This window comes from Streptomyces sp. NPDC041205, assembly GCF_055591765.1.
Genome location: NZ_JBVIZH010000009.1, coordinates 213,744 through 228,747 on the forward strand (window position 1 = coordinate 213,744; position 15,004 = coordinate 228,747).

General features: G+C 75.6%; 11 protein-coding genes. 5 read left to right on the plus strand and 6 right to left on the minus strand.

The window, feature by feature from the left end:
- Window positions 1-11 precede the first annotated feature (11 nt).
- Window positions 12-755 carry a PDZ domain-containing protein gene (locus ACZ6BG_RS32415; protein ID WP_469007939.1) on the plus strand — a complete coding sequence of 248 codons (744 nt, stop codon included), beginning with the start codon at window positions 12-14 and terminating at the stop codon, window positions 753-755.
- Between the two features lie 10 nt (window positions 756-765).
- On the opposite strand, the gene ACZ6BG_RS32420 is transcribed toward ACZ6BG_RS32415, so the two are convergent.
- Window positions 766-1,515, minus strand: a complete 750-nt coding sequence (locus ACZ6BG_RS32420; RefSeq protein WP_469007942.1) for a metallophosphoesterase — start codon at window positions 1,513-1,515, stop codon at window positions 766-768.
- Between the two features lie 128 nt (window positions 1,516-1,643).
- Between ACZ6BG_RS32420 and ACZ6BG_RS32425 the strand changes: the two genes are divergently transcribed.
- Complete coding sequence (locus ACZ6BG_RS32425) at window positions 1,644-2,276, plus strand: LysE family translocator (RefSeq protein WP_469007947.1); 633 nt, start codon at window positions 1,644-1,646, stop codon at window positions 2,274-2,276.
- Window positions 2,277-2,370: 94 nt separating this feature from the next.
- Window positions 2,371-3,498 (plus strand): aminopeptidase P family protein, encoded by a 1,128-nt coding sequence (locus ACZ6BG_RS32430; protein ID WP_469007950.1) that lies wholly within the window; start codon window positions 2,371-2,373, stop codon window positions 3,496-3,498.
- A gap of 57 nt (window positions 3,499-3,555) precedes the next feature.
- Here the strand turns inward: ACZ6BG_RS32430 and ACZ6BG_RS32435 are convergent, their stop codons facing one another.
- The 3 genes from ACZ6BG_RS32435 to ACZ6BG_RS32445 form a co-directional block, all read right to left on the minus strand.
- Entirely contained in the window at window positions 3,556-4,557 is a 1,002-nt protein-coding gene (locus tag ACZ6BG_RS32435) for an aldo/keto reductase (protein WP_469007953.1), read from the minus strand.
- 115 nt (window positions 4,558-4,672) lie between these two features.
- Window positions 4,673-6,418, minus strand: a complete 1,746-nt coding sequence (treZ, locus tag ACZ6BG_RS32440; RefSeq protein ID WP_469007955.1) for a malto-oligosyltrehalose trehalohydrolase — start codon at window positions 6,416-6,418, stop codon at window positions 4,673-4,675.
- A 162-nt stretch (window positions 6,419-6,580) separates the two neighbouring features.
- Window positions 6,581-8,605 (minus strand): ATP-binding protein, encoded by a 2,025-nt coding sequence (locus tag ACZ6BG_RS32445; RefSeq protein ID WP_469007957.1) that lies wholly within the window; start codon window positions 8,603-8,605, stop codon window positions 6,581-6,583.
- Window positions 8,606-8,856: 251 nt separating this feature from the next.
- Here ACZ6BG_RS32445 and ACZ6BG_RS32450 point away from each other — a divergent pair, with 251 nt between their 5' ends.
- Window positions 8,857-9,417: a DUF1707 and FHA domain-containing protein gene (locus ACZ6BG_RS32450; RefSeq protein WP_289944574.1), complete on the plus strand. Its 561-nt coding sequence runs from the start codon at window positions 8,857-8,859 to the stop codon at window positions 9,415-9,417.
- 245 nt (window positions 9,418-9,662) lie between these two features.
- On the opposite strand, the gene ACZ6BG_RS32455 is transcribed toward ACZ6BG_RS32450, so the two are convergent.
- Entirely contained in the window at window positions 9,663-10,913 is a 1,251-nt protein-coding gene (locus ACZ6BG_RS32455; protein WP_469007958.1) for a M14 family zinc carboxypeptidase, read from the minus strand.
- Between the two features lie 116 nt (window positions 10,914-11,029).
- Entirely contained in the window at window positions 11,030-13,564 is a 2,535-nt protein-coding gene (gene treY, locus ACZ6BG_RS32460) for a malto-oligosyltrehalose synthase (protein WP_469007959.1), read from the minus strand.
- Window positions 13,565-13,645: 81 nt separating this feature from the next.
- On the opposite strand from treY, the gene ACZ6BG_RS32465 reads away from it, so the two are divergent.
- Window positions 13,646-15,001, plus strand: a complete 1,356-nt coding sequence (locus tag ACZ6BG_RS32465; protein WP_469007961.1) for an MFS transporter — start codon at window positions 13,646-13,648, stop codon at window positions 14,999-15,001.
- Window positions 15,002-15,004: the final 3 nt, after the last annotated feature.

Sequence of the window (15,004 nt, forward strand, 5' to 3'; positions counted from 1 at the left end):
GGAGGCGAGCCATGGAACAGACCGCGTTGCGTCCCAAGCCGCTGCCGGGAGACGAGCCCGGCCCCGGCCAAGAATCCGTCACAGCCCCCGCGTCCGGCGCGCCCGGGAAACCCGGACGGTCCGCCGCACCCCGCAAGGGCCACCGTCCGCACGCCGCCCGCCGCCGCGGCAGACGGCTCTTCTCACTCCTGTTCGGCCTGTTCTGCGCCGGGGTCCTGCTGCTCTCGGGCATCGGCCTCGGCACCGTGGGCGCCACGGTCATCGGCATGAGCAAGCTCGCGGAGATGCAGCGTCAGGCGGGCGAGCAGGGCGCGGCCATGGGCGCGGCACCGGTGACGGCCTCGGGGGCAGGGGCAGGGGCGGGGACCGGGGCGGACCACGCCACGTCGCCGAAGGCGCCCCCGAAGCCCTCCCCGAAGACGCCCCCGGACGCGTCCCCGAAGAAGACCTCCTCCGGCAAGGGCGCCGCCGTCGGATCGGGGTCCCCGCGCCCCGCCCTCGGCGTCGAGGCGGTCGACGCCCCGGGCGGAGGCGGCGCGCTGCTCATCGGGGTGCACCAGCCGGGCCCCGGCCACGCGGCGGGTCTCGTACGCGGTGACGTCCTGCTCGCGTTCGGCGGCGGCCGGATCGCCTCGGCCGGTGATCTGGCGAAGGCCGTGGCGGGGGTCAGGCCGGGCAGGAACGTCACGCTGACGGTCCGTCACGCGAGCGGCACACGGAGGGTGTTGTCGGTCCGTCCGGGCCTGGTGACGTGACGACGACCCCTTACGCGACCACCCTGAAGTGCGTGGTCAGCCGCCGCTCGTCGTCCAGGACGTGGAAGGCGAGCCCGACGGGGGCGTCCAGGTCGACCAGGCCCTCGCCTTCCCACGGCAGCCGCAGCGTCGAGACCACGCCGGGGCCGACGATCAGCGGCCGCCCCGCGAAGGTGGTCGCCGCCGGGGTGTGCGCGTGCCCGATGATCAGACCCACGATCTCGGGATGCCGCTCCACCAGGGCCGCGAGGGGCTCCGGCCGGCGCAGCCGCCAGGTGTCCAGGCGCGGGTGGTGCATCCGGACGGGGTGGTGGTGGAAGGACAGCAGGACCGGCGTACCGTCGTCGAGTCCGGCGAGCCGGTCCTCGAGCCACGCGTATGTCTCCTCGTCCAACTGCCCCTCGTCGCTGCCGGGCAGGCTGGAGTCGACCATCAGGATCTCGGTGCCGCCGACGCGGTGGGCGCGGTTCACCGGCGCGTCGGACGGCGCGCTCTCGCCGAGCAGCGCCGTCCGGTAGGGGCCGCGCACGTCGTGGTTGCCGGGGCAGGTCAGGACCGGCCAGGGAGCGTCGGTGAAAAGGAGGCGCGCGGCCTCCTTGTACTCGGACTCCTCGCCGTGGTCGGCGATGTCGCCGGTCACCAGGAGCGCGTCCAACGGCCCCGGCAGCGCCCGCAGATGGTCCAGCACGCGCTCGGCCCGCTCCGTCGCACGCGCCGTCCCGTCCAGGTGAAGGTCACTGATCTGCGCCAGTACCAGCATGTCGTACGCCCCTCCGCACCGAAATGATCTAATGGCTGGAGTGGATTCAAGCATTAGTCGGGCCGATGGGAGAACGGCCAATCGCAAACCGGTGGCATGGGGGGACCGGGCCGCCCATGATGGGCGCCATGCTGACTACCCTGATCGCATTCCTCGGCGCCTGCACGCTGATCGCCGCCTCGCCAGGGCCGAGCACGGTCCTGATCGTCAAGCAGTCGCTGCGCAGCAGACGGGCCGGGTTCATGACGGTGCTCGGCAACGAGACCGGCATCTTCATCTGGGGTCTCGCCGCGGCCTGCGGCCTGACCGCGCTGGTCGCGGCGTCGGAGTTGGCGTACGACGTCATGCGCGTCGTCGGCGCCGGGGTGCTGCTCTTCCTCGGCGCCCAGACGCTGTGGAACGCGCGCAAGGAGAAGGCGGGCGACGGGGCCGCCGAGGACGCCGACGCTCCGGTCAAGGCGCAGTCCTCATGGGCGGCCTACCGGAGCGGACTGCTGCTCAACCTCGCCAACCCCAAGGCCGCCGTCTTCGCGATGTCCTTCCTGCCGCAGTTCGTGCCGTCGGGCGCGCCCCAACTGCCCGTCATGATCGGCCTCGCCGCGCTGTGGGCGGTCTACGAAGTCGGCTACTACGGCCTGTACGTGTGGTGCGTCGGCCGGATGAAGGCGGTGCTCTCGCGGGCCGCGGTGCGGCGCAGGCTGGAGCAGGTGTCCGGCGGGGTCCTCGTGCTGCTCGGCGTGCGGCTCGCGGTCGAGGGCTGAGGCGGCGCGGGTTCCGAAGCGTCACCCGGTCGCGGGGCGCGGGGCGGCCGTGCAGGATGCTGGGGGAGATCCCGCACCCAGCCCAGGAGGCCCGATGACCCCGGTCACGCCCGCGCCGTTCACCGCCGACGACTACCGCGCCCGGATGGACCGCGCCGCCCGCGCCGCCGCCGACGCGGGCCTCGCGGGCGTCCTCGTCGCGCCCGGACCGGACCTGGTCTGGCTCACCGGCTACCGCGTGCCCGCCGACACCGAGCGCCTCACCCTGCTCGTCATCGCCCCCGGCCAGGACCCGGTCCTCGTCGTGCCGAAGCTGGAGGCGCCGGACGCCGCGCGCGCGACCGGCGCCCCCGCGCTGACCCTGCGGGACTGGACCGACGGCATGGACCCCTACGACGTGACCGCGCCGCTGCTCGACGCGCGCGGCCGCTTCGGCGTGAGCGACAACGCCTGGGCCCTGCATCTCCTCGGCCTGCAGCGGCAGTTGCCCGACAGCTCCTACACCGCCCTCACCGAGGCCCTGCCGATGCTCCGCGCCGTCAAGGACGCCGCCGAGCTGGAGCGGCTCGCCGCGGCCGGGGCCGCCGCCGACGCCACGTACGAGGAGATCAAGAAGGTGGCCTTCGCGGGCCGCAAGGAGACCGACGTCGCCGGTGATCTCGCGGACCTGCTGCGGCAGTTCGGGCACGAGCAGGTCGACTTCACCGTCGTCGGCTCCGGGCCCAACGGCGCGAGCCCGCACCACGAGGCGGGCGACCGCGTCATCGAGCGCGGCGACATGGTCGTCCTCGACTTCGGCGGTCTGCGGCACGGCTACGGCTCCGACACCTCCCGCACCGTGCACGTCGGCGAGCCGTCGGCCGAGGAGCAGCGCGTCCACGACGTGGTCCGCGAGGCCCAGGACGCCGCCTGCCGCGCGGTCGAACCGGGCATCGCCTGCCAGGACGTCGACCGGGTGGCGCGCGCGGTGATCACCGAGGCCGGGTACGGCGAGTACTTCATCCACCGCACCGGCCACGGCATCGGCGTCACCACGCACGAGCCGCCCTACATGATCGAGGGCGAGGAGCAGCCGCTCGTCCCGGGCATGTGCTTCTCCGTGGAACCCGGCATCTACCTGCCGGGCCGCTTCGGCGTCCGCATCGAGGACATCGTCACGGTCACGGAGGGCGGCGGCCGCCGCCTCAACGCCACCGCGCGCGAACTGGCCGTCGTCGACTGACGCCTGACGCCCGCGCGGACCGCTCCGCGCGGGCGAAGGGGGTTCAAGAGCAGGCGCTCAGCCGTGCGGCCGCTCGTCCGTGAAGTGCGCCAGCAGGTCGTACGGATACGGCAGCGGCCGCGCGCTCGCCTCCGTCAGGCGCCGGTCCTGCGCCGCCGTCAGCGTCCAGCCGGCCGCGCCCAGGTTGTCCGTCAGCTGCTCCACCGAGCGGGCGCCGACGATCGGCGCGGTCACGCCCGGCCGCTGGAGCAGCCAGCGCAGCGCCACCTGCGCGGGCGTGCGGCCGGTCTCCTCGGCGACGGCGAGGACGGCGTCCACGACCCGCCAGGTCTCCTCGGTGGCACGCCCCTCCCAGTCCCCGCTGCCACGGGCCCCCGCGGGCGGCGCGGCCATGCCGCGCCGGAACTTCCCCGAGAGCCAGCCGGCCTGGAGCGGGCTGTAGGGAATCACGCCGACGCCCTCCGCCGCGCTCAGCGGCAGCAGCTCCCACTCCACCTCGCGGGCGAGCAGGTTGTAGCGCGGCTGGAGGCAGACGTACGGCTCCCAGCCGCGCGCGCGGGACACGTCCAGGGTCTTCTGGAGCTGGGCCGGGCTGACGTTGCTCGTGCCCAGGTAGCGGACCTTCCCGGCCCGCACCAGGCCGTCGAGCGTGGACAGCGTCTCCTCCAGCGGCGTGCGCGCGTCCCACACGTGCGTCTGGTAGAGGTCGATGTAGTCGGTGCCCAGGCGGCGCAGGCTCGCGTCGACGGCCGACAGGATGTGCTTGCGGCTGAGGCCGCGCGCGTTCGGGCCCTCGCCCATCGGCAGGAACACCTTGGTGGCGATGACGAGGTCGTCGCGGCGGCGGCCCTTGAGCCAGCGGCCGAGCACCTCCTCCGAGACCCCGCCGCCGTACACGTCCGCCGTGTCGATGAACGTGCCGCCCGCCGCCGTGAACGCGTCCAGCATCCGGTGCGCCGTCGCCTCGTCCGCGCCGCTCTCGCCGCCGCCGAACATCATGGCGCCGAAGCACAGCTCGCTCACCCGCAGCCCGGTCCCGCCCAGGTACCGCTGTTCCATGCGATCTCCTCCTGTGTCCGGCGCAGACTAAAAGTTGAAGTGCCCTTGAAGTCAAGGGCCCCGCGCGACGGCCGTTCCAGTCCCACGTGCCGCCGCGCGGGCCCCCGCCACGCACCTACGCGAGGCCGAGTACCGCGCACGACTCCGGCGGCAGCCGCAGCACCCCGTCCGCCCCCGGCGCCGCGACCGTGCCCCAGGCGGCGAGCACGCGCGCGTGCGGCACGCCCAGCGGGACCGTGGCCGCCTCCCCGGACAGGTTCACGGCGACCCGCAGATCCCCGCGCCGCACCGCGAACCAGCGCGCCTGCTCGTCGTAGGCCACCCGGACCGCCGCCAGATCCGGGTCCGTCAGGTCCGCGCGGGCGTGGCGCAGCGCGATCAGCTCGCGGTACCACGCGAGCACGCGCGCGTGCGGCTCGCGCTGCGGCTCCGACCAGTCGAGGCAGGAGCGCTCGCGGGTCTTCGGGTCCTGCGGGTCCGGGATCTGGTCCTCCGACCAGCCGTGCGCGGCGAACTCCCGCCGTCTGCCCCGGCGGACGGCCTCCGCGAGCTCCGGGTCCGTGTGGTCGGTGAAGAACTGCCAGGGCGTCCCGGCCGCCCACTCCTCGCCCATGAACAGCATCGGCGTGAACGGACCGGTGAGCGTGAGCGCCGCCCCGCACGCGAGCAGCCCGGGGGACAGGGCGGCGGAGAGCCGGTCCCCCTGGGCACGGTTGCCGATCTGGTCGTGCGTCTGCGTGTAGCCGAGGAGTCGGTACGCGGGCGTGCGGGCGCGGTCGACCGGGCGCCCGTGACCGCGTTCCCGGAACGTCGAGAACGTACCGTCGTGGAAGAAGCCGTGCGTCAGCGTCTTGGCGAGCGCCGCCAGGGGCGCGGCCGCGAAGTCCGCGTAGTAGCCCTGGGACTCGCCGCTGAGGGCGGTGTGCAGGGCGTGGTGGAAGTCGTCGTTCCACTGCGCGTGCAGGCCGAGGCCGCCGGCCGCGCGCGGGGTGATCACGCGCGGGTCGTTCAGGTCGGACTCGCCGACCAGGGCGAGCGGCCTGCCCAGTTCGTCCGCGAGGCCGTCCACGGCCGCCGCGAGCTCCTCCAGGAAGTGCAGGGCGCGGGTGTCCCGCAGCGCGTGCACGGCGTCCAGGCGCAGCCCGTCGATCCGGTACTCCCGCAGCCAGGCCAGCGCGCTGCCCACCAGATACGCCCGCACCTCGTCCGACCCCGGCGCGTCCAGGTTCACGGCGGCGCCCCACGGCGTCTGGTGGGTGTCCGTGAAGTAGGGCCCGTACGCGGGCAGATGGTTGCCGGACGGGCCCAGGTGGTTGTGCACCACGTCGAGGACGACGCCGAGGCCGTGCGCGTGCGCCGCGTCGACGAACCGTTTCAGCGCCTCGGGGCCGCCGTACGGCTCGTGCACGGCCCACGGCGACACGCCCTCGTAGCCCCAGCCGTGCCGCCCCGGGAACGGGCACAGCGGCATCAACTCGACGTGCGTGACGCCGAGTCCGGCGAGGTGGCCGAGACGCTCCGCGGCCGCGTCCAGGGTGCCTTCGGGGGTGTACGTGCCCACGTGCAGCTCGTAGAGCACCGCGGCGCGCAGGCCGCGCCCCGCCCACGGCGTCCGCCACGCGTACCGGTCGTGGTCCACGACCGCGCTCAGCCCGTCGGGGCCGTCGGGCTGGCGCGCCGAGCGGGGGTCGGGCCGGGCGGGGCCGCCGTCCAGGGAGTAGCCGTAGCGCGTGCCCTCGGCCGCCGCCGCCTCCACCGCCCACCACCCCGGGCGCTCCTTGTCGCGCGCCAACGCGCGCGTGGCGCCGTCCAGGACCAGCTCCACCCGCTCCGCGCGCGGCGCCCACACCTCGAACCTCACCGGCAGTCCCCTCGTCGGTCGACCATGCCCATGAACTTGCGTATACCCGTCGGACCCGTCGGACCCGTCGGACCCGTCGGACCCGTCGGACCCGTCGGACCCGTCGGACCCGTGGCCCGTACGGCACGACCCGTCGGACCGTACGGGCCACGATCCGTCAGGTCACGCCTTCTCCAACAGGTGGCCCGACACCGCGAGCCTGAGCACGGCGTCCGGATCCCCCTCCGCGCCCCGGCGGAACGCCAGCTGGAACGCGTACTCGCCGATGGACGCGACGGCCGCCGCCCGGCAGGCGCGCCGCATCTCGCCCAGTTCGGGAGTGCCGCGCTGCGCGTGTCCCACGGCGGCCCAGTACGTCTGCCCGGCCCCGGAGGCGAGGGCGGCCGGTTCGCCGAGGCCGCGGGCGGCGGCAGCGGCGGCCAGGACGTCCATGCCGAGGGCGATGCCGAAGGTGTCGCCCAGGTGGCGCATGCCGGTCAGCATGGCGCGGGCGTGCTCCGCCGCGGGCACGGGCCGCCCCCGCGCCAGCGCGATGAGGGCGAGCTGCTGATCGATGTACGCGCGCGTCCAGCGCTCGCCGTGCGCAGCGCAGAGCGCCCGCAGCGCCGCGGCCTCGCTGTGGGCCAGGTCGAGGCTGCCGAGCGCGGTGAGCGCGAACACCCGCACCAGGTGGCAGCGGAGCGTGGACGCTGATGCGAAGGGCCGCGGCGCCCCTGCCGCCGCGAGGGCGTCGTCGGCCACCTCCTTGGCCCGCTCAGGCTCCCCGCCGAGCAGCCGGGTCAGGCCGATCAGATAGGCGGCGGCCAGCCTGGCCTCGGCGTCGTCGAGGCGCTCGGCGCCCCGCGCGCACCGGTGGCCGATGGCCGCCGCCCCGTCGAGGTCGCCCTGAAGGGCCTTGACGACCCCGAGCGCCCACTGCGCCCGCTCGCCCGACCTGCTGAACCCCGGGCTCAGGGACAGCACCTGCTCCAGATACGCGCGCGCCTCCCGCAGATGCCCGCAGCAGACCCAGAAGAAGCCGACCAGGGCGGCGAGTTCCACGGCGGCGAGGGGGTCGTGGTCGCAGAGGTGGTCCAGGGCCGCGCACAGGTCGATGTGCGCCGCCCCGATCCTGCGGTACCACAGCGACTGCCCGGGCCCGGCCCAGCCCCGGTCCGCGGACCGGGCGCGGGCCAGGAAGTACCCGGCGTGGCGGGCGGCCGTCGCCTCGGTCTCCTGGAGCTCCTCCAGCCACATCGCGCCGTAGTCCCGCACGGTCCGCGGCAGCCGGTAGCGGTCGTCGTCCTCCCTGCCGACCACCGACTTGGCGGTGAGGCCCGCGAGCGCGGTGTCCACGGCCGCCGCGGACAGCGGCCCGCCCGCGCACACGCCCCGTGCCGCGCGGCTGTCGAAGGAGCCGGGGAACACCGAGAGCCTGGCCCACAGCAGCCGCTCCAGCGGTTCGCACAGCTCGTGGCTCCAGCCGATGGCCAGGCGCAGCGAGCGGTGGCGCGCGGGCCAGGTCGGCGACATCAGCCCGGCGCGGCGCGAACTCAGGCGCTCGCCCAGTTCGTGCAGCGTGGTGTGCATCAGCTGGGCCGAGGCGAGTTCGAGGGCCAGGGGGATGCCGTCGAGCAGCGCGCAGATCTCCCGGGCGCTGTCGTCCTGGCGCGGGGTCCGCAGGCTCAGGGCGGGGGCCACGACCAGGGCCCGGTCCAGGAACAGGGTGAGCGCGTCACCGTCCGTCGGCAGGGGAGCGATCCGCAGGACGCGCTCGCCGGGTAAGCCGAGGCGTTGCCTGCTCGTGGCGAGGATCCTCAGGTCGGGGCAGGCGGCGAGGAGTGCGCCGACCACGTCGGCGCACGCGGCGACCAGGTGCTCGCAGGAGTCGAGGACGAGCAGGAAGCGGCGTCCGGACAGCCAGGTGATGAGCGCGTCCAGGGCCACGCCGGTGGTGTGGTCGGCGAACCCCACGGCGTGCGCGAGGGTCGCGATCAGCTGCCGCTCGTGCGGGAGCCCGCCGAGGTCGGCCCAGCGCGTCTCGCCGAGCGCGTCCGGCCGGTCCGCGGCGATCCGCCGCAGGCTCTCGACGGCCAGGCGGGTCTTGCCCACGCCCGCCATGCCGGTGATGGTGGTCACGGGGTGCGCCACGAGCGCGGCGGCCACGCGGTCCAGATCGGTCGCACGGCCCACGAAACTGTTCGCCACTTGCGGAAGATCGCCCACCATTCGCCCATTCTGGCCCAGGGGGCGGCGCTGTCGTCCAGCCGCCGTAACCCGTAAGGCTGTTGGGGCCGGGGCCGGGGCCGGGGCCGGGGCAGCAGGTGCGCCCGGGGCGGGGCCGCGCGCGGTGCGCACGGCTCGGGCCGCACGGCCGGAGGCGCGCGTCCCCGGACCCTGCCCGGCCCTTGCCCGCCCTTTTCTGGACACCCGCCGTGGCCTGGCCGACAATTGCCGACGTGACCTCGCCTTCTTCGCTGCCCTCCGAGTCCGGTACCAACCCGGTGCGGCTGACCGACGCCGAGCGGGAGCGGGCCCTCGAGGTGCTCAGAGAGGGCGCGGCGCTCGGCCGGCTCTCGCACGACACGTTCGTACGGCGCATGGAGCTGGCCCTCGCCGCCCGGCGCCGGGACGAACTGGCCGCGCTCACCGCCGACCTGCGCACCGAGAGCCGCTGGTCGAAGCTCGTGCTCGGCTCCGTGGGCGCGGTGTCAGGGTTCACGGTGAAGCTGCGCAGGGCCTGGCAGTCCGAGCGGCTGCCGAAGCTGCTGCTCCCGGCTCCCGGCGCGTACCCGCTGCGGATCGGCCGCGACCCGGCGAACGGCCTGCGGCTCAGCCACGACACGGTCTCCCGGCTGCACGCCGAACTGTCCGCGCAGGGCGGCATGTGGGTCCTGCGCGACCTCGGCTCGACCAACGGCACATCGGTGAACGGCCGCCGCGTGATCGGCGCCGCCGTCGTCCAGGCCGGGGACCAGGTGTCCTTCGGGAGCCTGTCGTTCTGCCTCGCGACGGCCTGAGCGAGACCGTCCACGGCACCCGGGCCGTGCCCGGCCTCGCATCCGGACCGCCTCCGGCGCCGGCACCCGGACCGCCCCCGGCGCCGGCACCCGGTCCGCGCCCGGCGGCCCACCCGGGCTGCCCCGGTGCCCGCGCCCAGTCCGAGCCCGGTGGCCCCACTTGGGCCGTCTTCCGGCGGCCGCGCCCAAGCCGCGTCCGACGCATCACCACCCAAGCCGCCCCCGCCCCCCCCCGCACCCCCCCGTCAGTCGAGCGCTTCGCGCGCGTGCCGCGCCGCCTCCACCGCCGTCCTCGCCTGGTGCTCCACCTGGTGCTCCAGCGGCACCCACCGCGCCCCGAACCGCTCGGCGAACGTCTCGCTCCACTGCGTGACGAGGTGGTCCAGACGCGGCGCGGCCCGGTCGCCCGCGCTGTTGAGCACCCGCAGCAGCATCGCCGCCGCCCGCAGCGGCAGCCGCCGCCCGAAGGCGTCGACGCTCCCGATGTACGCCATGGACGTGCCCGCGGGCGGCAGCCGCCCCCAGTCGTCGGCGAGCCCCGGCACCAGGCCGAGCGCCCACTTGGCCGCCCGCAGCAGCGGCCCCTCCGCGCGTGCCAGCCGGGGCAGCGCGTCCCCGAGCACCTCCTCCACCAGGTGCGCGTCGTGCCGCAGCCGGGACGCGAAGGACCGCATCGCCGTCCGCGGCGCCGGGTGCGCCGCGACGTCGCCCACCGTGTCGCTCGCCCACATCGGCACCTCCACGATGGCCGTCGTACCGCCGTAGCGGTGCGCGTGGTGCCACGTCGTGTGCCGGGCGTCCTCCGGCAGGCTCGGGTACGCCGCCGCCGACCCCGGCCCCGGCAGCACATGCACGCCGGGCCCGGACACCGGCCACCCGGCCGCGTCCGACGCGCCCGTCTCCACCGGGATGCCGTGGCGGGCCGCCGACTTGGCGAACGGCTCGGCGAGCCCCGGGATGTCCCGGGTCAGCTGCACCCAGCTGCCGCCGAGGTCCGTGCAGTGCAGGGACACCTGCAAGTAGGGCCGCAGTTCGTCGATGACGCCGGTCAGGGCGCGCGTCTCCGGCGGCAGCCGGTCGGGCGGGAGCACCGAAGGGGACCACTCGGGCTGCTCCGGGCCCGCCGGGCGGAAGAAGTGCCGGTGGTAGTCGAGGAGGCTGCGCGGCGCCGGGGTCCGGTGCAGGCTCGCGCCGTCCGGGTCCGCGCACAGCAGGAAGTGCCAGGAGGTGTCTGCCCGCAACTCCCGGTCGAGCAGGGACTGTTCGGCGAGCGCGAGGAGGGTCGAGCCGCCGGTGGGTTCGTTGGCGTGGGCGCCCGCGACCACCAGGACCGCGTGCGGGGAACGGCCCACGGACAGCAGGTGCAGGGGACGGCCGCCGCGTGAGGTGCCGACTTGGCGCAGCGTGCTCAGCTCGGGACGGTGGGCCGCAAGCTCCCGAACGGACAGGACGAGTTCGGGAACAGTGGGATAGCGGTTTTCCGCCAGTTGACTCACCCCCGCTGGTCCGTCCGCTGACGCAATCCGCAGTACGCCACGCGACGGTTCAGGTGTCAAGCACTTCGGGCCCGGGCTCCCCAGGGCCCGCGCAAGAAGGGCACGCCTCCGCCTCGTCACCGCCCCGTCCGTGGCGCTTCCCCGGTGCGCTCCAGGAGCGCCACCGGCAGCTCCGCGAACAGCTCCGCCACGCGCGCGTGCCCGCTGAACCGCCGCCCCGGTACGAGCAGATCGGCCCAGTCGCCCTCGGGGAGCGGCAGCGCGGTGTCCTCCCAGCCGCCCGCGTCGGCGAGCCGCAGCGACAGGCGCGTCACGGCCGCCACGACGCCCCCGGAGCGCGCGTGGGCCAGGCAGTGCCCGGCACCGGGACCCGTCGCGGCCAGCGGTTCGTACGTGCCCGCGCCGCCGAACAGCTCCGGTCGCCGGGCCCGCAGCCGCAGCGCCGCGACGGTCACGGCGAGCTTCTCGGCGGACAGGCCCCGCACGCCCTCCTCGCCCTCCTCGCCCTTCTCCGGACTCTCCGGAAGCGACGGATCCAAGGGGTCCACGGAACCGCCGAAGGGGTCGCCAGAACCGTCGAGGGGGTCGCCGAACGACACGGGGTGCCGGTTGTCCGGGTCCACCAGGGCCCGGTAGTCGCGCTCGGTGCCCTGGTAGAGGTCGGGCACCCCGGGCATCGTCAGGTGCAGCAGCGCCCCGCCGAGCACGTTGGCCCGCACGTGCGGTGCCAGCTCCGCCGCGAACTCGGTCACCGCGTGCAGCGGCGGCCCGCACGGCCCGGCCTCCAGGAACGCCGACACCGCCCCCTCGTACGCCTCGTCGGGCTCCGTCCAGCTCGTGTGCAGCCCGGCCTCCCGGACGTGCTTCAACAGCGCCTCCTGGAGCCGCTGTCCGTACGGCCCGGCCTCCGCCGCGGCCCGCGCGGTGAGCGCGGACGGCGCGAACCCCACCGCCGTCTGCCAGGCGGCCCACGCCAGTTGGGGGTCGGGCGCCCGCATGCCGCCCGCCCGCGCGGTCCGCCGCGTCACCTCCGCGAGCAGCGCCGCCCACCGCGCGGGCGCCTGCGACAGGACGCTCACGGCCGCCCGCACGTCCGCGCTGCGCTTGGAGTCGTGCGTCGTCATCACCGTGCCCGAGTACGGCCAGTCGCGCTGCACGCGCGCGCAGTACGCGTGGAACTCCACCACGCCCACGGCGGGCCGCGCGGGCGAGCCGCCCACCTCGGCGGCCGACAGGAGCGGCGCGTGCCGGTAGAACGCCGTGTCCTCCACCGACTTGGCCCGCAGCGCGGCGGCCGTCTGCGCGAACCGCGCCCGGAAGGCCTCGCGCGCCCCGTCGCCCGGCGCCCTGCCGAGCACCAGGTCCCGCACGGCGTCCACGGCCTCCGCCTCCTCGGGGACGGCGAACACCCGCTTGGCCTCCCGCGCCGCCCCGGCCGTCAGGACCGTCTCGGGATCGGCGCCCCCGGTGGCGTACGGACGGTAGACCTCAAGCCGTACGAAGAGTTCCCGCAGCGCCGTCCGCAGGGCCCACGGCGCGTGGTCCCGCAGCGCGGGGTCCGCCGCGCACAGCGCCACCGCCTCGCGCGTGAGACGGTCGACCTCGGCGGCCAGCTCGCGCGTCACGACCTTGTACGCGGCGCGCCGCAGCGTCGCCGTCCAGTCGCCGCCGCGGTCGGCGGGCGGCGCGGCGAACCTGCGGTACTGGCCGAGGAGTTCGGCGGCGCCCGCCTCGTCCGTGAGGACCCCGTCGACGTGCCGTAGCGCGTCGTAGCCCGTGGTGCCCGCCACGGGCCAGGCGGCGGGCAGCCGCTCCCCGTCGGCCAGGATCTTCTCGACGGCCGTCCAGCGCCCGCCCGTCGCCTCGTGCAGCCGCTGGAGGTACGCGCCGGGGTCGGCGAGGCCGTCGGGGTGGTCCACGCGCAGGCCGTCCACGACGCCCTCGTCCAGGAGCCGCAGGACCGTCGCGTGCGTCGCGTCGAACACCTCGGGGTCCTCCACGCGGACGGCGATGAGGTCCGAAATGGTGAAGAACCGCCGGTAGTTGATCTCCGTGCGGGCAAGGCGCCACCAGGCCAGGCGGTACCACTGGGCGTCGAGAAGCCGCGCGAGCGGCAGCCCCTGCGTGCCCTCCCGCAGCGGGAACTCATGGTCGTGGTAGCGCAGGACGCCGCTCTCCACGCGCAGGTGCTCCAGCTCGTGGCCGAGCCGGTGCCCGAGCACGGGCAACAGCACCTTGCCGCCGCCCGCCTCCCAGTCGATGTCGAACCAGCGCGCGTACGGAGAGCCCGGACCCTCGCGCAGGACCTCCCACAGCGCCCGGTTGTGCCGCGGCACCGCCGCCATGTGATTCGGCACGATGTCCACGACCAGGCCGAGCCCCGCGTCCCGGGCCGTCCGCGCGAGCGCCCGCAGCCCGTCCTCCCCGCCCAGCTCCGCACGCACGCGCGCGTGGTCCACGACGTCGTACCCGTGCGTCGACCCGGGCACCGCCTCCAGGACCGGTGACAGATGCAGATGAGAGACCCCGAGCGAGGCCACATACGGCACCGCACGCGCGGCGGCCGCGAACGGGAAGTCGGGCTGCAACTGCAGCCGGTACGTGGCGGTGGGCGGCGGCGGAACCACAGGCACAGAGCGCGCTGACGTCATGCGAACGTACGTACCCGCCCCACCGCCTTTCGTGCCTTCGACGCATGCGCGCTCGCGCGGGAGCGCGGTTAGCGTCCAACGATGGCCGAAAGGGACACCGACACCAGCACCGCCCCCGCTCCGACCGCTCCCGCCCCGACCGCCCCCGCGCCGGGCGCCGCCCCCTCCCTCCGAGCCACCCTCGACGCCTACCGGCAGGTGCTCGCCGTCACCGGGGCCGTGCTCCCCGTGGTGTCGTTCCTGGGGCGGTTGCCCGTGGCCGTGATCCAGTTCGGGAGTGTGCTGCTGGTCAGCCGGACCAGTGGGTCGATCGCCACCGGGGGAGCCGTCGCGTGTGCGCTGGCGCTCGGGCAGGTGGGCGCGGGGCCGTTCGTCGGGCGGCTCGCGGACCGGCGGGGGCAGCGGCCCGTGGTCCTCGCGTTCGCCGCGCTCAACGCCCTCTGCGTGGCCGCCTACACGCTCGGCGCGCTCCTGGGGCTTCCCACCCCCGCGCTGCTCCTCCTGGGCGTCCTCGCGGGCGCCAGCGTGCCCGGCATCGGGCCGCTCGCCCGGGCCCGCGTCGTGCGGCTCGTCCGGAAGGCGGGCGGTGACGCGCGGCTCGTCGGCACCGCGCTGTCCCTGGAGTCCACGATGGACGAGCTGTCCTTCGTCCTCGGCCCCGCCCTCGTCGGCCTCGCGGCCCTGGCAGGCCACCCCGCGTACGCCTTCGGTGTCGCGGCCGTCCTGGTCGCCGTCTGCGGCACCGGGTTCGCGCTGCACCCGACGGCCCGCGCGGTCCCGCCGGGCGGACCGACCGCCCGTAGCGCCCCTGGCCGCCGCCCGCCCCTGCCGCGCGAGGTGTACGTCGTCCGGATCGGCCTGGTCTTCCTCGGCGTGCTGCTCGGCGCCTGCGGGGCCGGGATCACCGCGCTCACCGAGGAGTCGGGCGCGCCCGGCCAGGCGGGTCTGGTCTACGCGGCGATGGGCGTGATGAGCGCCGTCACCGGGCTCGCGACGGCCGCGCTGCCGGACCGGTTCGGGCTGCACGCGCGCTGGCGGGTGGCGACGGCCGCGGCGGCGCTGCTCTCGCTGCCGCTGGTCTGGACGCACAGCATGGCGGCCCTGTACGCCGTCGTGACCGTCTTCGGCGCCGTGTACGCCCCGAACCTCATCACCGGCTTCGCCCTCACCGAACGCACCATGCCGCAGGCGCGGCTCGCCGAGGGCATGACGTTCGCGGCGAGCGCCTTCGTCGGCGGCCAGGCCGTCACGCTCGCGGTGGCCGGCCGCCTCGCCGAGACACACGGGGCGGGCGCCGCGTTCGCCCTCGGCAGCGCGGCCGCGGTGGTGGCTTTCGCGGTGGCGCTGCTCGCCCGCCCGGGGAGGGGCGAGGGGGCAGCCGGAGGTGGGGACGGGGACGGGCACGCGCGCGTACTGGACGCCGGTGCCCGGGCGTAGGAG